This window comes from Heliomarina baculiformis (assembly GCF_019966545.1).
GTDB classification, from domain to species: domain Bacteria; phylum Pseudomonadota; class Alphaproteobacteria; order Rhodobacterales; family Rhodobacteraceae; genus Heliomarina; species Heliomarina baculiformis.
Window position 1 is genome coordinate 91457 of the sequence record NZ_JAIMIC010000004.1, and the last position, 17673, is coordinate 109129.

Consider the following 17673-nt stretch of genomic DNA (forward strand, 5'->3'; position numbering starts at 1 on the left):
GCTGTGAACCTGCGTCGAAGCAAGCGGGTCATAAGGCGAGTCTAGAGATATTCATTTGACTTGGGAAGCGGTCGTTTGATGCCGCACCAGCGATTTTCGGGGCGCGATCAGCCGACCGCGCCCCTTTCGTCTCAGGACACGTCCTTGTAGCTGATTTCGCGCTTGTCCTCGCCGGGGGCGGATTTTTCGCGCCGGACGATGAGGCGGTTGAGCGCGTTCACATAGGCCTTGGCCGAAGCGACAACGGTGTCGGTATCCGCCGACTGGCCGGTGACGACGCGGCCGTCTTCCTCCATGCGGACAGAGACCGTTGCCTGCGCGTCGGTGCCTTCGGTCACGGCGTGCACCTGATAGAGCTGCAGCCGCGCGGAATGCGGGAAGAGCGCCTTGACCGCGTTGAATGTCGCATCCACCGGGCCGTCACCGGATTGGGTTGTGGATTGCGGCGCGCCGTCGATGATCATGGTCAGCTCGGCTGTCTGAGGACCGTGCATGCCGCAGACGACCTTGAGGTCGGTGACCTTGAGGCGGTCGTTCTCGGGGTCTTCGCCTACGCGCATCAGTGCGATGAGGTCTTCGTCATAGACCTCTTTCTTGCGGTCGGCGAGTTCCTTGAACCGGACGAAGACGTCCTTGAGCTGGTTGTCCCCGACCTCGAACCCGAGGTTCTTGAGTTTATCGCGCAGCGCGGCTCGGCCCGAGTGCTTGCCCATGACGAGGTTGGATTCCGTCAGGCCTACATCGGCCGGGCGCATGATCTCGAAGGTTTCGACGTTCTTGAGCATGCCGTCCTGATGGATGCCGGATTCATGCGCAAAGGCGTTCTTGCCGACGATGGCCTTGTTGAACTGCACCGGAAAGCCCGACACGGTCGCGACCCGGCGCGAGATGTTCATGATCTTGGTGGTATCGACGCCAGTGGTCCACGGCATGATGTCATGGCGGACCTTGAGCGCCATCACGACTTCTTCGAGCGCGGTGTTGCCTGCGCGTTCGCCAAGGCCGTTGATGGTGCATTCGATCTGGCGCGCGCCGCCCGCAACTGCGGCCAGCGAGTTCGCCGTCGCCATGCCAAGGTCATTGTGGCAGTGCGTGGCAAAGACAACGTCTTCGGCCCCGGGGACTTCGGCAATCAGGCGCTTGATCAGATCGGCGGATTCGGCGGGCGCCGTGTAACCGACGGTGTCGGGAATGTTGATCGTGGTCGCCCCGGCCTTGATCGCGATTTCCACAACGCGGGCAAGGTAATCCCATTCGGTCCGGGTGGCATCCATCGGTGACCATTGCACGTTGTCGCAGAGGTTGCGCGCATGGCTCACGGTTTCATGGATGCGCTCGGCCATCTGGTCCTGCGTGAGGTTCGGGATGGCGCGATGCAGCGGCGAGGTGCCGATGAAGGTGTGGATGCGCGGTTGGGCGGCGTGCTTGACGGCCTCCCAGCAGCGGTCGATGTCAGGGAACTGGGCGCGGGCAAGGCCGCAGATCACGCTGTTCTTGGAGTTCTGCGCGATTTCGCTGACTGCCTTGAAGTCGCCTTCGGAGGCGATGGGAAACCCGGCCTCGATAATGTCGACGCCCATTTCATCCAGCAGCCCGGCAATTTCGAGCTTTTCGGCGTGGGTCATGGTCGCGCCGGGCGATTGCTCGCCGTCACGAAGGGTCGTGTCGAAGATCAGAACGCGATCTTTGTCAGTTGCATATGTCATTTGGGTTTCTTTCCGTATCTGTCCTAAAGCCAATGGCGCGCGGGCTGCCTCCTCTGAGCGGGCGCGCCGGATGGCACGCTCAGAGGCGGGTTAGGATCAGTAGTCCACGCAGGACGGCGCCGCATGAAGCGGACAGGGTCGCGATATGTGCGTGGCGTGTCATGGCTGCGATTTATATCGCCATCTTGGTAAATGGAAACCCCTGAATTTCCCTGTGCACTTACTTTTGGCGGGAACTGCAGAGCCTTGAGAGGCTAAGATCAGTGCCAACGGGACTTTCGATAATCCTTTAAGAGTAGTAGATTTTCCCGCTTGCCGCATTCGGTCAGGGAACGGCGAAGTAATTTTAGTTACAAAATATATTCTGAAGGCCTCAATACCTGCGCTAAAAGTGAGACATTAACATTCTTCTTTTCTGATTTTCTTCGCGCACGGGTGGATTCTTTATATTCGTTAAAGTACCCAATCCAAAAATCAGGGTACTGTTCCCGGTCACTCCGGGCAAAAAATGCCCGGGGCAGTCGGTAATGGGTACTAAGGTTCAATTGAATTGAGACAGTCTTGCCTGCAGCTGAACGTCAGCGACCCGGCGGTTATTGTCCTTTTGGTGACCTGCGGTTTTGTCGCCTGGGTGTTGGTCGCGCTCAACCGCTATCCGAACACGCGCGGGCATAAATGGGCCAGGCTGGCGCTTTACGGCTGCTTTTTCTGGCTGATCTGCCCGATGTTCGAAGCGTCGAGCCACACCGCCGAATGCGCCCGGTTCTGGGGCGAAGCGGCTTGGCCGCCCATCGTCGTGACCATTTCGGCCTGGTCTTTCTTTATCTACGAATACGCGACGCGCAAATCCGTGCCTTTGCTGGTCTGGGTGAAATGTATCTTGATCACGCCAGTTGTGGTGTTCGTCGCCGCGAGTGTTTCTCCGTCGGCGGAGCATTTCTATACGTATGTTCGCCCGATCCAATCCGGTGCCGAGCGTGGCTATGAATTCGGCCATGGGGCAGTTTTCTACTTTTTCATGGTTTTCATCAATGCCGTGTTGTTTGCGTCGTTGTTCCTTGCGGTACGCGCCGCGCTAAAAGCACCGGTCGTTGTGCGGCGTTTCGTAGAGAAATTGCTGATCGCGACGGCATTTCCCTGGCTGGGGAACGCTGTTTACCTCACGTCGGACGTGACGATCCTGGGGCTTGATCCCACACCGATGCTTATTTCGCTATCGGCCGGCGTGGTCATCTGGCTGATGCTGGACAAACGCTGGATGGACATGAAATCCATCGGGCGGGATTATCTTTATCTCAATTCCCGCGATCCGATACTGTTCATCACCGATGAAGGCAAGCTTTTGGATGCGAACCCCGATGCAAAACGGGTTTTCCACCTTGAGGGCCTGTCTGGCAGTCAGAGTGTCGTCAATCATCCGCAGCTTGGCACAATGGTGTCACAGCTTGGCGAAAACGGGGATGATGGCGATATGCGCATCATCGAGGCCGGCGGGCGGAAATTTGCGCCACGTGTGAACCCGCTGGTGCTGCCGCATGTGGGCAAGCGCTTTGGCTGGCTTCTGACCCTGATGGACGTGACCGCACGTGAAGAGGCGGCTGCGAGGACGAGGGCGGCCGATCTTGCCAAGAGCCAATTTCTTTCGACCATCACGCATGAATTGCGGACGCCTCTGACAGTAATCAAGGGATCGGTCCAGCTGATGTCCCGGATCAAGGACAAGGGGGACGTTGAAAGTTTTGAGCGCCTCCTGACTCTCGCTGAAACCAACGCCGAGACCCTGTCGCGGCTGGTGAACGACTTGCTCGCGGTTCAGAGGTTCGAGAATTCCGAAGAGGACATGAAATTCGACCGGATCGTTCTGGACGATCTGGTCAAACGCGTGGCCGACCGGGTGAAGCAAGAACGCCGCAGCAAGACTGTCACGATCGAAACGCATCTGCCCGATCTGCCGCTGGCTGTAGAAGGTGAAAAGCAAGCGCTGGAACAGGTTGTGGAAAACATCCTTTCCAATTCGATCAAGTTTTCGGGGGACCCTGTAAAGATCGTCGTCACGCTGGACAGCGACGAGGACAATGCCCGGATCCGTGTGAGCGATAATGGTCATGGCATTCCCGAAGGGTCCGAAGAGCAGGTCTTTGGCATGTTCACCCAGCTAGATTCCTCGGATACGCGCATGGGCGGCGGTTCGGGGATTGGCATGCATATCAGCCGCCGCATCGTCCAACGCCATTCCGGCAGACTTTCATACGAAAGCGTGCTGGGCGAAGGGACGACCTTCACGGTGACGTTGCCACTGGCGGCGAAGTAGCCGTTCAGAATCGTGTTCCGCGTCTTCCTGTTCTGATTTAACGGTGTTGGGCTGGGTCCAGTCGGAGAGCAGGGCTTGATGGCCGCCCGACGGGTGATGTGACGCCACTGCCCCGGCCAGGTCAGTACGCTCCTTGGCCGTGGCAGATGCTTACCGCTTCAGCCGTCCTGCTTGCTCAGCGCGCCATTTTCCCATGTGCCCGATGCTTCCTGTCCCGAGGAATAGCGCATCGTTCCCTGACCCTGCCGCTTGCCGTCGACAAAGGCGCCTTCGTAGACATCGCCATTGGCGTAGGTCGCGACGCCTTCGCCGTTGATTTCGCCGTCTTCCCAGTTGCCTCGGTAGACAAAACCACCCGTCATGGTGATCGAGCCTTCGCCCTGACGTTTGCCGTTCACGAATTGGCCGGTGTAGACCGAGCCATCGACATAGGTAGCGGTTCCCTGACCGTGCCGCTGCCCGTCCTGCCATTCGCCTTCGTAGCGATAACCGTCGGGGTAGGTCATGACGCCCTGTCCGTGGTTGCGAGCGTTCTTGAATTCGCCTTCGTAGACCGTTCCATTGGCGAAATGCGCGATGCCTTCGCCCTCGATCACGCCGGCAACCCAGTCGCCCTCGTAGGTCGAGCCATCGGGATAGGTGATCTTGCCCTTTCCGTCGGCGAGGTCCGAGCGGAACTGGCCTTCATAGACGGAACCGTCGGGGTAGGTGACCTTGCCGTCTCCTTCGATCTGACCGGCTACCCATGAGCCGGTGTAAACATAGCCATCGGTGCCGGTGAACGTCCCCTGACCGTTGCGACGGTCATCAACGAATTCGCCCTCGTACACATCGCCGTTGGCATATTCGACGCGGCCCTTGCCCTGACGGCGGCCGGCAACCAGTTCGCCTGTGTAGACATCGCCGTTGGGCTGGGTCAGCGTGCCGGTGCCGTCGATCTGGCCGTCTTTCCACGATCCGACGTAGGTGAGACCGTCGGGCAGGGTCAGCTTGCCCTGACCGTTGCGCTCGCCTTCACTTACCTCGCCCTCATAGACCGCGCCATCGGGGTAGGTGATGGTGCCTTCGCCCTGTTTCTGTCCCTTGTCCCAGCCGCCCTTGTATTCATAGCCGCCGGGGCTTTGCATGGTGCCGGTGCCGTGGTGCTGGGCATCGACGAAATCGCCCTCGTAGCGCACGCCGTTGGCATAGATCGCAATGCCCTTCCCGTTGATCTTGCCATCTTTCCATTCGCCCTCGTAGGTGCCGCCGTCCGAGAGGATGATCTTGCCGATCCCCTCGGGCTTGCCCTTGGCGAATTCGCCTTCATAGACGGACCCGTTGGGAAAATGGGCCGTGCCGACGCCCTTCATTTCGCCATCGACCCATTCGCCGGTGTATTCATAACCGTTGGGAAGCGTGTAGGTACCGGTGCCGTGCTGCAAACCGTTGCGGAACGTGCCTTCGTAGACCCCGCCTATATCGTCCTGGGTCACCATGACCTCGGAGGATTGAGCGTTGAGCGCGCCTGCCAGAGAAATCGCTACGACCGTGGCGAGTGATAATCTGGTTCGTTTCATAATTTGTCCTGTCAGCCCGTTGTGCCGCCGGTATTCAGTGCGGTCACAGGTGAAATTAGGCGAGGTGGTCCCTTGGGGCAATGTCTTTTGCCGCAAAGCGCTTTTCCCCGGCGGGTGATCTGGTAAAGACGTCAAAGCACTGAAATGGCAGGGGGCCGTATGAGCGACCGTTTCCGCATAACCTTGGCGCAACTCAATCCGACCGTCGGCGATCTGGCGGGCAATGCCGCGATGACGCGCGACGCATGGGAAAAAGGGCGAGAGGCCGGGGCCGACCTTGTGGCGATGACCGAGATGTTCATTACCGGCTACAACGCGCAGGATCTGGTGCGTAAACCTGCCTTTTATACCGCGGCCATCGAAGAAGTTCGAAAGTTGGCAGTGGATTGCGCGGAAGGCCCGGCGCTGGCCGTTGGCGGGCCTTGGGTTGAGGGCACCGAGCTCTACAATGCCTATTTCATCCTCAAGGGCGGCAAGATCGCCAGCACGGTTCTGAAGCATCACCTGCCCAATGAGACGGTGTTCGACGAGGTTCGGATTTTCGACTCCGGCCCTCTCGGCGGTCCCTATTCGGTCGGAAATACCCGTATCGGCTCGCCAATTTGTGAAGATGCGTGGCACGAGGACGTGGCCGAAACACTGGCGGAAACCGGGGCCGAGTTCCTGCTCGTGCCGAACGGGTCGCCCTATTACCGGGGCAAATTCGAAACACGACTGAACAAGATGGTGGCGCGTGTGGTCGAGACCGGCCTGCCGCTCATCTATCTGAACATGGTTGGTGGGCAGGACGACCAAGTCTTTGACGGCGGCACCTTTGGTCTCAATCCCGGCGGTCGGCTCGCGTTCCAGATGCCTCTCTTCGATGAAGAAATCACGCATGTCGATCTTGAGCGCGGATCTGAGGGTTGGCGCATTGTCGAGGGCAAGGAACACCCGCACCCGGACGATTACGAACAGGATTACCGTGTCATGGTGCAGTCACTGCGCGATTATATGGGGAAAACGGGTTTCAAGAAGGTTCTGCTGGGCCTGTCTGGCGGCGTGGATTCTGCGATTGTTGCCGCGATTGCGTCGGATGCGCTGGGTCCGGAAAACGTGCGCTGCGTGATGCTGCCCTCGGAATATACTTCGCCGGAGTCCTTGGAAGATGCCGAGGCGGTCGCCAAGGCGTTGGGCTGCCATTACGATTATGTGCCGATCAGCAAGGGCAGGGCGGCGATCACCGAAACGCTCGCGCCGCTGTTTGAGGGGCGAGAACCCGATCTGACCGAAGAGAACATCCAGTCGCGCTTGCGGGGGCTGTTGCTGATGGCGATGTCGAACAAGTTCGGCGAGATGCTTCTCACCACCGGCAACAAGTCCGAGGTCGCCGTGGGCTATGCCACGATCTATGGCGACATGGCGGGGGGCTATAATCCGATCAAGGATCTCTACAAGACGCGGGTCTTTGAGACTTGTCGCTGGCGCAACGCCAATCATCGCGACTGGATGATGGGGCCCGAAGGCGAGGTCATACCTGTCCGCGTGATCGAGAAACCGCCTTCGGCCGAGCTTCGCGCCGACCAGAAGGACAGCGACAGCCTGCCCGATTACCCGGAACTTGATGCTATTCTTGAAATCCTTGTGGATCAGAATGGATCGATCGCAGATGTCGTTGCGGCGGGCTTTCAGCGCGAGGTCGCGAGAAAGGTCGAAAAACTGATTTATATCAGTGAATACAAGCGGTTCCAGTCCGCTCCCGGGGCCCGGTTGACCAAGGGGGCTTTCTGGCTCGACCGGCGCTATCCGATCGCGAACCAGTGGCGCGATCCGTCGTGATTTCAGGCATGTTGTCGAAAAAATACCGCCCGACAATTATGTCGGGCGGTTTCGTTTCTGCTCGACTGCTTTCTCGCGCTGAACTTCGCAATGAAATCCTGCTAACCCATTATAATTTCACGGCTAACCCCAAATAGCGCGTGATTGGTTCGCAAGTCGATTGGTCCCGGCGAGTCCTTTGTGAGTGGCTTTCATCTCAGTTGAGTTTGCCTGTTTTATGCTATTGAGCGGCGAGTTATTCTGTCAACCATTAACTCGTGCAGTTTTTTGTTCTAGGCGGAGATTCATGGCTATATATTCAATATCAAAGGAAAAGTTTTTTCCCCAAGAATTGGCAATTTCAGGTAGATCAATTTCCAGGCCCTGCTCCCTTCAAGCATGAGCGCTCGGAGTCGGCTACTAGGGTAAAACTGGCCAGTGTTGTCAGGTTGGTGGCCGTCTCGGGTGAGATCTGCACGGTTCCATAAGCGGGTATTTTGCTTGTTGGGTGTGCCGAAACACTTTGGCTTTCGATAACAAATTTGTCGGGCTGCATGTCGGCCTCGGAGTTTTTCATGATGACAGCGCCGTCACACGTCGTACCGATCACCTGACCATCTGGCTGCCTTATCGCATAGATCTTGCCGCTGGCACGGGTACAATACGCGATCGCCGCGAGCAGCCAGCGGGCGTCATCGGGCGTGCTACCTTCGATGCGTCGCCCGTCGCCTCCGGCAAGCCAATACGCCGCGCCTATACCGGAGGCAAAAGTCGAAAGCGGCTTGTCAGCAGCCAAGAACAGGGTCTTTCCAACGATCCTGTGATCTGCTTTTACAGAAGCTCCGGTCGCAAAACTCGTGAGAACATGGGCGGCAATTTCCGCAGCTGGAAGACCGGCGGTGAGAAGGGGGGCGACGAGAGCGGCGTTCTGTCGGGCGAGGCCGTCCGGAAGCCCCACGCCGCGCGCGGCCTTGGTTAGCAGGGCGGCGAATTCCGAATGGGCGAGCTCCATCAGTGCTCTTGCCCGATATGCGCAAAGATCCAGTCGTCAGGTGTCTCTTGCAGGTCGGCGATGGAACTGGGTGCCCCCTGAAACAGCGTCACGCGGAGCCATTTGTCGGAAAGCGGGTCAAACTTGGCGGCGCCGAAAAAGGCCAGCTTGCAGCGTAGCAGTGCAAGCGGCACAAGATCCGGACCCACAAGGTTTTCGCGAATTTCGGCAAACGGCTTGGACTGCTGAATCTCCAGCCTTTCGATAAGGTCGAGCAGCTCCGGGTGGTGCAGGATCAGGCTGCCCAGATCCGCATCCGGTGGAAGGCTGTCGATGGCCGCCAGCAGAGATCGGGCCTGAAACGCGTAGTCGAAGGCAAAGGCCTTGTCGTCGCCTTCGTCCTCTCCGATTTCACCAAGACGGGGTTCCTGCTTGGCGGCGGAGACATACCAGAAGTGACGCCGCCGCTCTTGCGACAAGTCTGGCCCCAACGCCCAGCCGTAGGTCGCCACGAGACGGCGGCGCAGGTCCGAGAGGGTCTGATCTGCACGGATCGGGGTGCCATCGTGTAACGACATGCTCTCTTCCAGATCGTCGATCAGATCGCCGTAGGGTTCGAGGATCAGGCTCAGCGTCATTTCTGCGCCGTCGGGTGAGAATTTGGCCAAGGCATGGCATGCGATTTGATCCCACAGGTAGGTCGGATCGGTGATCGATCTTAGCCAAGTGATCATGCCTTCGATTTCATGGATCGTGGTTCGGATGCGAAAGGCGTATCCGCTATCCTCGACCGGCCATTCGCCAAGATACGACAGGGCGCGTTCGGCGCATCGAAGGAACGTCCCGATCTCGGTTCGCGTGGGTTTGGCGATGCCGCGGACCCGTGCGATGGCGGTTTCGCGCGCTTCGATCCAGCGACCGATCAGTTCAGGGTGATTGATGAGGAAGGGCGCCATACCCAGCCCGGTTGCATTTCCGATCCCGATGAACCGGCGGATACGTATGGCAAGGGGCACCGCCGATGCGCCACCGCGATGCCGCGCGACATGTTCGACAAGGTCGAGCGTGAAGAGACGGATCAGCCAGACGGTCAGCATTTCCGCCTGAAAGGGGGCCTGAAATTCCGCGCGATCCGCGATCCGGCTGCGATCTGCGATGCCGAACTTACCATTGCCGTAAACGGCGGTGGTTCGCATCAGATAGCCCACGCGGCGCAGATCAGCGAGCGCGGGTTGTTGCCCGCTGGCGAGTTTATTCGCAACGTGATCGAACATCCGGAGACTTTTGTTGGCGCGCGACAGAACCAGTTCGCGTGGCGTGAAACGGCCTGCCTCTTGCAGCGGGACGCAGTTTGACAGCCGGTCCATTTCGGCCTGATCGGGAATGCCGTCGTAGAGCACATAGGTAGTGTCCCAGACCTCGGCGATGACCCGATCGGTACGACGCTCATCGGGGATTTCTTGAGAGAATGCTACGAGGCTATAGGCGCGTTGAGGTGTCCGGATGGTGTAGATCGCCGTGCCGTAACCCTGCGCATCAAGAGAAAGCCGGGGCGGATCCATCTTCCATTTTTCGCGGGCCATGCAGCGCAGCAGGAGCCGCATGAAGCTGAGGCGTGTGGGAAACATCGCGCCGAGCGTTCTGAAGGTCATGACCTCATCAGGGGTGCGCCGTTTCAATGCTGGACTTGCGCTGTCCATGCGTCCGCTACCCCTGTGATACGGCGGGTTGGAAGGCACGCTCGAAGAACCTCATCCAATTGCCACCCATTATACCGTTCGTTTCGGCATCGGAAAACCCGGCGTTGCGCAGCCCGTCGGCGATGCCGGGAAAGTCGCTGATCCTGCTGAACCATGCCGGCTGTTCGGGGAAGGCGACCGGCTGCCTGTCCTTGCGCCACATGCCGTTGCGCATCCAGGCCACTGCGTTATCGGGGCGGTTCTGACAGAGATCGCTGCCGATGCCGATGTTTTCAGGGCCTATGATCTCGGCGGTTTTCGCGACCATTTCGCAGAAATCGCTAAGCGTGCAATCGGCGCCGTTGCGCAGGTGGTGGGCGTAGAGAGACAATCCAAGCATGCCGCCAGTCTGTCCGAGCGCGCGCAGGATGTCATTGCTCTTGCCACGAGCGGAGTCGCGCCAGAACAAGGGATTGGCATGGGTGATAGAAATAGGGCGCTGCGATAGGTCGATGGCCTGCAGGGTCGAGATCGGGCCGCTGTGGCTCATGTCGATCAGCATCCCGAGCCGGTTCATTTCGGCGATGGCTTCGCGACCCATGAGAGAGATGCCGTTATCGGTGGGTTCGAAACAGCCAGAGCCATATGCGCTTTGCGTGTTGTAGGTCAGCTGCATGACGCGCAGACCCATGTCATGGGCAACCTCGAAAAGCCCAAGGTTGTCCTCCATTGGCGACGGGTTCTGCGACCCGAGAAAGACGGCCGTTTTGCCAGAGGCCTTGGCCGTGAGGATGTCTGCGGCGCTGCGGCCTTTGATGATGTATTGCGGATAGGTTTCGAATAGCCGGTTCCAGTCGATCACGTCCTGCACAAACATCTGGAAATTGCCGTGGTAGGTGACAGTGGCGTGGATCGCGGTCATGCCGGTTTCCACCATCTCTCGAAATACGTCTTCGGACCAGTCGCAATATTGAAGCCCGTCGATCAGAAGCGATGGAGTTTCGGCTGTGTCCTGCATGATCGCGTCCCGGGATGACAAAGGTTGCGTCCTCAGTTGACGCCATGGGTTTACTTGAGGCAAATCGAAACTTCTGGCATTTGTTTCAGGGAAATTGAAGTGGATATGGCTGGCCATGATCAAGCACGAAGCGCTTAAAATGTTCGTCGCGGTGGCCGAGGCGGGCAATATCCTGCACGCGGCAGAGCGGCGCGGTCGTTCCCCGGCGGCGGTTTCCATGAGCCTGAAGCAGCTTGAAGAGAACATCGGCGGTACCCTGTTCGACGGCGACCGCAAGGCAAAGCTGAGCAATCTGGGGGAACACGTCTATGCCATCGCGCGTGCCGAGATCGACTCTTTCGAGCGGGCGACGGAGTCTATCCGGGCCTTTGCGCGTAACGAGTTAGGTCGCGTGAACCTTGCCACGGTGCCGTCCATTGGCTACCGGATCATGCCGCTGGCAATCTCCAGTTTTCTGGAAACGCGCCCCGAGGTTGAACTGGACCTGATGGATGGAGATACGAAAAGTGTCGTGTCGCTGGTTGAAACCGGGGCCATCGATTTTGGAGTGGGCGGACGACCGCGTCAGGGGGCGCAGGTAGAGTTCGAGAGGCTGATTTCGGATCGGTTCGTGGTTCTGTGCGGTGAGAGGCACAGGCTGGCCGAGTTGTACAAGCCTATAACCGTCGCGGATCTAAAGCACGAAACGGTGATCGCGAACGGGTCCACGGCCGTCATTCCGGGCAGTGATCTTTTGGCGGCCCGTACCGGCGCCCGATTGATGGTTCGGAACATGACATCGCTGATCGCGCTGGTGAGACAGGGGATCGGCGTGACGATCCTGCCGGAACTGGCGGTATCGCTGGAAACGGGGCTGACCAGCCTACCGTTTCATGGCGCGGAGGGTGCGATTTGGCGGGATATCGGTTTGCTGCAAAAGCGCGGCGCCTATCTGGCGCCAGCGGCTGTCGCGTTTCGGGATCATCTGAAAGAGATTGTCCTGAGCGACGCGGTGGCCTTTGATATGGGCGAAGTGGCGCCGTAAGCGCCACCCGCTAGTGTTCAGAGGGGATCGCGGATCAGCGGGCCGGTCGAGCAGTGCAGACCGCCGCCGCCTTGGGCGACCTTGTCGTATTCGACGTAACGGGTCGAAATACCTGCCTTTTCCAGCTTTTCCTGCGTGCGCTCGGAAATGCCGTGACCGACGATCACGCGGCCGGGGCGGGTTGCCAACACGTTCAGAACACCAGGGTGATCGTCGGGGCTGACATCGACCATTTTGATGCCCAGTTCTTCCAGCGTTTCGAGAAAGGTAAAGGGCAGCAGCGTGGGGTTCAGGAAAGCTGTATGCGTGTCGACCATGACGAAATTACCATCGATGTGCAGACGGTAACCGGTCAGTTGGACTCGGTGCAGGGTTACGCCCTGCGGGGCGAGTATTTCCTCGACCTGCCGCGCGCCTTCCTCGTTAACGCGCGAGGAGATGCCGACAACCGCATTGGTTGGATTGAGGAAGGCAAAGCTGCCGCCTTCCATCAGGCCGGTGCCGGATATGGTGCGCAGGATCGGCATGCCGAGATTGGCGAGCGTCCGCGTGACGGGCAGTTCTTCGCCCCGGCGGATCGGCGGGCCCATGCGGGTGACGATCGCGCCGCCATCGACGGCAATCACGCTGTCGCGGCAATAGACCGACTTCATCTTACCCTCGGCGCATTTATCGAGATAGACGACCTCGGCGCCTTCCTCGCGCAGCACCTTGACGTATTCGTCATGCTGGGAGCGCATTTCGTCGAAATCGGGAAGTTCCGGCCCGCGCCAGTACCAGCCCGCCTTGACGTCGCCCCACGCGCCGATGTCATTCAGTTTCTTCGACGGGTCGACGATGTTCATCTCGTCGCCCGGGCGGTGCATGAGCACCATGCGAAGCTGGCCGACATCGTTGTTGCAGCCCCAGCGGCGGCCCCAGACGTTGACCTGTTCCTCTTCGCTTTCAAAGGCCGGTTCGGCCTTTGATCCGAATTCCTTGATCAGGTTGTTATACCGATACTCGTGTTCGGTGATGATCGACATGTGTGTCTCCGTGCGTGTCTAGGGGTCAGCTGAAAGTGTAGGGAATGGACCATTCCTCGCCGCGAACTGTTTCGACGTATTCGGGCCATTTGTAGAAGACCGGCGGTTCGTAATCGGCGGGCAGCAGGGGCGCGACCCATTTGTCGCCGCCGATCCCGCCTCCGGTGCGCTCGCGGAATTCGGCCTGCGCCTTGTCGAGTGTTTCACCGTCGGTGAGCAGGTCGATGATGGTGGCACCGATCACCTTGCCGGCGGTGATCCACATCGGGTCGATGCAATCGGCAACCCCGCCCATCGCAAGCCGCGCCCATTCCGGGCAGCGCGCACCATCGGGCATCTGAAGCGTCGGGCGACCGATGTAAAGGCGGACGGTTGGCGCGTGCCATGTGTAGTCGACGTAATCGTCCGCTGCGAGATGCATCTGCCACGATGGAAGCTGCTTGCGGAAGACGGCCTCGCCATCCTGCGGGCTGGTGAGTTTCTGGATCTCGGGGACGAAGGGGTCTTCGACGTTTTCATAGCCAAGGCCCGACAGGATCTCGCGGGCAAAGTCACGGGCCTTTTCGTTCCATTGTGGCGCGCCGACCTTTTGCAGGTTTTCCCATGTGACGCTGGCCATCGCATGGTTGGGAAGACCGGCACGGGTCCGGGTTACCCATGCCTTTTCGACGGTGCAATGTGCCATCGCGGCGCAATGCTCGGCATTGCGGTCGAGCACTTCGAAAACGCTTTCGCACATGTCGAGTAGCGGCGCGCGCAACGAATACTGGATCTGCGAAAAGCCCGGCGCGATGTTGTCGGCGGTGGCCTGACCGGCTTGGACGATGAATTCGTTAAGGCTCCAGCTGCCTTGGTGGGGAAGCATGGATTCCTTCATGTACTTGCCGGAGGTGTACATCATGCAAACCGCGTCGATGGCGCCGGGGGCTCGGGCAGTGAAGTGTTTATGCGCAAGCCCACCGTCGGCCTTGCTGGATTGCCATGTTTCCGGCTCGTCGCAGCGGAAGGTGTAGATGCGGCTCCAATAGGGGGCGCTGTGGGTGTCCCAGAAGCAGCTGTTGCCCATGTTGGCAAAGCTGTGGGGGTGAAAGCTGATCGCGGCGTCGAGATCGTTGTAATAGCCCTTGGTCGCGTGGACCGGTTTCGAGCCGCACATCTTTTCCGCCGGTTCGCCGAAGAACTTCAGGCGGCCCTTGATGTCGTGCTTTTCCATCGCATGCTTGGCCGCGAGGAAACCCGCGAACGACCCGATGCCAAGGCCGGAGTGCGGATCGGTATGGCCTGCCGCATAGCGGTTGGTGCCGGGACGCGGCGCGCGATAGGGGACCGCGTCCTGCGACATGCCGGGCACCGCGTCATATTCAGCGTAGCCCCCGATGGTCGGGCCTTCTCCATTGGACCATTCCGCGCAAAAGGCGGTGGGCATCCCGCCTGAACCTTCCTCGACCGTGAAACCCTCGGCGCGCAGGCGTTCCACGTACCATTTGGCGGATTTGTATTCGCGCCAAGACGGTTCGTGAAAATCAAAGATCGTCTTGTGATCCTGTGACAGCTGGGGTGTGTTTTCTTCTACCCAGTCGACGGCTGTCTGTTTCTGCGGCGTATCCATGGACATCGGGGTCTTTCCTGTCAGTTACTTCTTGGCCCGGCCACGCAGGAGCAATTCCAGCGTCAGCAGGGCGACGGTGATCACGACCAGAACTGCGGCGACGGCGGCCATCGTGGGGTCGAGCGCTTCGTTGATGCCGTCCCACATGCGGCGGGGCAGGGTAAACACGGCGCGCCCGGCAATGAAAAGCGTGATGACCAGTTCGTCCCAGCTGTGGATGAAGGCAAAGATCAGCCCCGAAACGACGCCGGGCATGATGTTGGGCAGGATTACGAGGCGCAGGGTCTGGCCCATACTGGCCCCAAGGCCAAGAGCGGCGCGTTCGAGCTTGCCGTCGAATCCGGCGAGCGAGGTGGAAACCGTGATCACCACATAAGGAAGGCCGGTGACGGCATGGGCGATGATCAGCCCGAGATAGGTGTCGAGCAGGCGCAGTTCGGCAAAGAACTGATAGATGCCAAGCGCATAGACGATGGTGGGCACCATGACCGGCAGCAGCATGAAAACCCGGACCAGTTCACTCAGCCGGTTGGAAATGCGCCAGCATCCGATGGCGCAGAGCGTGCCGAGCAGACCGGCGATGGCGGTCGATACAAAGGCGATGACAAAGCTTTGCCAGATGCTGTGGAGCCATTCGGGCGAGGTGAACAGGTTGGCGTAGTGTTGAAAAGAGATCTCGTCGACCGGCATGGCGAGGTAGTCGCGGTCGGTAACGGCGACGGCAAAGACGATGGTGATCGGTAGGACCAGAAAGGCGATGATGGCCCATGCGGTCGTACGGGTTGCCGGTGAGATCGGTTGAGAGCTGAAACCGTCCATCTCATTTGCCTCCGAACAGACCGCGCAGGTCGATGATGCGGCTCATCACGCCAAGCAGCAGCAGGATCGTGACAAGCAACGTGGTGGCGAGCATCGCGCCGCGTCCCCAGTTCACGAGGTCCATGATCTGAAGCTGGATGTATTCGGCGATCATCAGTGTCTTACCGCCGCCAAGCAGGGCAGGCGTGACGTAAAAGCCGAGCGAATAGATGAATACGAGGATCCCTGCGCCGATGACGCCGGGCATGGAGAGGGGCAGGAAGACCTTGCGGAAGGCCACGCCACGCGAGGCACCCAGGCCCCGGGCGGCGGCGACGCAGCGCGTGTCGATATTGCGCATATTCGCGTAGATCGGCAGCACGCCGAGCGGCAGCATGTAGTGGACCATTCCGATGACCACGCCCAACTCGTTCCAGATCAGGTCAAGCGGCGTGTCGATGATGCCGGTACCGATCAGCACATCGTTGATGGTGCCTTCTCGGCGCAGCAGGATGAACCATGAAAAGCCGCGCACCAGTGCCGAGATCCAAAGCGGGATCAGCACGCCAAGGAACATGATGCGTTCGACCTTGGGCTTGGCATGTACCAGCACGTAGCTGATCAGATAGGCGAATATCAACGTCAGGCCGGTGGTGATCACGCCGATGCGTGCGGTGGTGATCAGGGTCCGGTGCACCGAGGCATTGTCGATCAGGTCCTCGTAATTGCCAAGGCCGGGGGTTGGAAAGGTGAAGCTCATCCAGAGGACGCGGGCGAGCGGATAGAAGTAGAACCCGAGCATCAGAAGGACGGCAGGTGCAATCAACAGCCAATAGCGGCCTTCGCTTCCCATTATGCTGTTAACAGTCAGCCTGCCGGGGGAATTTTGCGCATGTGCCGCCGAGGTGCCGGTCGTTGCCATCGTCAAGCGGTATCCTGTGTTGAGGCCGGGTTCTGCCGGAAAAGAAAAGCACCCCCGGTTAAGGGGGTGAAGGTAGAGCCGGGCACCGGGAAGCGCCCGACGGGGGAGTGTCAGGAGGTGATGAAATCCAGGTATTCCTGCATCGCATCCGCATAGTGTTCGGCGTACCAGTCGGCCGAGATACGGGCTTGCTTAGAGACGTTTTCAGCCGAAGCCGGGTTGGACGCGGCCAGGCCTTCGGGAACGAGTTCCGAAGCGGCTGGGTTTGCCGGGCCGTTGCCCATGGCTTCGAGAACCATGACCTGACCTTCGGGCGCCTGCATCGAAGCGATAGCTTCCATCGCGGTCTGCTTTCCGGCGGGGTTGCCTTTTGGAACGGCCCAGAGACCGGGCTGGAGCAGGCCACCCTCAAACGTGTACTTGATGCGGCCGTCGGTTTCCTTTTCCAGCACGTTGGCGCGCGTGTTCCAGATCATGCCCATGACGCATTCGCCTTCGCGCAGGAGGCTCTGGCTTTCCGAGCCGGAGCCCCAGAACAGCAACTCGTCCTTGATCGTGGCCAGCTTGGCCAACGCGCGTTCGACGTCGAGCGGGTAGAGATCCTCGATCGCGACGCCATCGGCGAGCAGGGTCAGTTCCAGCATTGCCTGCGCATCCTTGCGGAGCAGGCGGCGACCCGGGTATTTCTCTAGATCGAAGAAGTCTGCCAGTGTCGGCGTGCCGTCGACCTTTTCGCTGTCCCATGCTAGAACGCTGGAGAACATGTAGTTCACAACGCCATAGTCATAAGCAAACTCAGGGATGACCTTGGATTTGTCGACGATGGAATAGTCGATTTCTTCCAGCGCGCCCTGCGGCCCAAGTTGGGTCAGTCCGACGATACCGGAGTCGACGATGTCCCAGGTGACGTTATTGGCCATGACCATGTTGAGGATCTTGCCGGTGCCCGGGCCGGAACCGTCGATAACCATTCTGCCGCCCTTCGCCTCGTAGGGTTCGGCAAAGGCTTTCTCGAATACTTCGAGTGCCACACCGCCCCAGTTGCAAAGCACGACTTCTTTCGCGTCGGCCGCAAGGGCCTTGCGGGTCATACCCGGAACAAGTGCCATCGGGATGCCGATGCTGGCTGCGAATTTCAGCAGGTCCCGGCGGGACATGCCTTTCTTTTCTTCGATGCCGATCAGATCGGCGCAGTCTTCTTCGAAACTTTGTGTCACTTTTCTTCCTTCCTGTT

Annotated in this window: 13 protein-coding genes; 3 read left to right on the forward strand and 10 right to left on the reverse strand. The window is 59.4% G+C overall.

Annotated elements, in window-relative coordinates; translation table 11 throughout:
• Nucleotides 1–131: 131 nt before the first annotated feature.
• Nucleotides 132–1706 carry a 2-isopropylmalate synthase gene (locus MF268_RS10310; RefSeq protein WP_238370786.1) on the reverse strand — a complete coding sequence of 525 codons (1575 nt, stop codon included), beginning with the start codon at nucleotides 1704–1706 and terminating at the stop codon, nucleotides 132–134.
• A gap of 550 nt (nucleotides 1707–2256) precedes the next feature.
• On the opposite strand from MF268_RS10310, the gene MF268_RS10315 reads away from it, so the two are divergent.
• The gene (locus MF268_RS10315; protein WP_238370787.1) at nucleotides 2257–4017 is read left to right on the forward strand and encodes a sensor histidine kinase; all 1761 of its coding nucleotides are present in this window, start codon (nucleotides 2257–2259) and stop codon (nucleotides 4015–4017) included.
• A gap of 158 nt (nucleotides 4018–4175) precedes the next feature.
• On the opposite strand, the gene MF268_RS10320 is transcribed toward MF268_RS10315, so the two are convergent.
• Complete coding sequence (locus tag MF268_RS10320; protein WP_238370788.1) at nucleotides 4176–5576, reverse strand: MORN repeat-containing protein; 1401 nt, start codon at nucleotides 5574–5576, stop codon at nucleotides 4176–4178.
• 159 nt (nucleotides 5577–5735) lie between these two features.
• Between MF268_RS10320 and MF268_RS10325 the strand changes: the two genes are divergently transcribed.
• Nucleotides 5736–7394, forward strand: a complete 1659-nt coding sequence (locus MF268_RS10325) for an NAD+ synthase (protein WP_238370789.1) — start codon at nucleotides 5736–5738, stop codon at nucleotides 7392–7394.
• Nucleotides 7395–7743: 349 nt separating this feature from the next.
• Here the strand turns inward: MF268_RS10325 and MF268_RS10330 are convergent, their stop codons facing one another.
• Genes MF268_RS10330 through MF268_RS10340 form a run of 3 tightly spaced genes read right to left on the reverse strand, consistent with a single transcriptional unit; the run spans nucleotide 7744 to nucleotide 11061 of the window.
• On the reverse strand, nucleotides 7744–8385 hold the full coding sequence (locus MF268_RS10330) for a DUF3726 domain-containing protein (RefSeq protein ID WP_238370790.1): 642 nt from the start codon (nucleotides 8383–8385) through the stop codon (nucleotides 7744–7746).
• The gene (locus MF268_RS10335) at nucleotides 8385–10064 is read right to left on the reverse strand and encodes a hypothetical protein (protein ID WP_238370791.1); all 1680 of its coding nucleotides are present in this window, start codon (nucleotides 10062–10064) and stop codon (nucleotides 8385–8387) included. The genes MF268_RS10330 and MF268_RS10335 overlap by 1 nt, the downstream gene beginning before the upstream one ends.
• Nucleotides 10065–10071: 7 nt before the next feature.
• Nucleotides 10072–11061 carry a membrane dipeptidase gene (locus MF268_RS10340; RefSeq protein WP_238370792.1) on the reverse strand — a complete coding sequence of 330 codons (990 nt, stop codon included), beginning with the start codon at nucleotides 11059–11061 and terminating at the stop codon, nucleotides 10072–10074.
• 115 nt (nucleotides 11062–11176) lie between these two features.
• Between MF268_RS10340 and MF268_RS10345 the strand changes: the two genes are divergently transcribed.
• A complete protein-coding gene (locus MF268_RS10345) occupies nucleotides 11177–12085 on the forward strand; it encodes a LysR family transcriptional regulator (RefSeq protein WP_238370793.1) in 909 nt (302 codons plus the stop codon).
• Between the two features lie 17 nt (nucleotides 12086–12102).
• Here the strand turns inward: MF268_RS10345 and MF268_RS10350 are convergent, their stop codons facing one another.
• From MF268_RS10350 to MF268_RS10370, 5 genes are all read right to left on the reverse strand, one after another.
• Nucleotides 12103–13110, reverse strand: a complete 1008-nt coding sequence (locus MF268_RS10350; RefSeq protein WP_238370794.1) for a dimethylarginine dimethylaminohydrolase family protein — start codon at nucleotides 13108–13110, stop codon at nucleotides 12103–12105.
• Nucleotides 13111–13135: 25 nt separating this feature from the next.
• Nucleotides 13136–14725, reverse strand: a complete 1590-nt coding sequence (locus MF268_RS10355; RefSeq protein WP_238370795.1) for a zinc-binding metallopeptidase family protein — start codon at nucleotides 14723–14725, stop codon at nucleotides 13136–13138.
• An 18-nt stretch (nucleotides 14726–14743) separates the two neighbouring features.
• Nucleotides 14744–15538, reverse strand: a complete 795-nt coding sequence (locus MF268_RS10360; RefSeq protein ID WP_088632056.1) for an ABC transporter permease — start codon at nucleotides 15536–15538, stop codon at nucleotides 14744–14746.
• Nucleotide 15539: 1 nt separating this feature from the next.
• A complete protein-coding gene (locus tag MF268_RS10365; RefSeq protein WP_238371130.1) occupies nucleotides 15540–16439 on the reverse strand; it encodes an ABC transporter permease in 900 nt (299 codons plus the stop codon).
• A 110-nt stretch (nucleotides 16440–16549) separates the two neighbouring features.
• Entirely contained in the window at nucleotides 16550–17656 is a 1107-nt protein-coding gene (locus tag MF268_RS10370; RefSeq protein WP_238370796.1) for an ABC transporter substrate-binding protein, read from the reverse strand.
• Nucleotides 17657–17673: the final 17 nt, after the last annotated feature.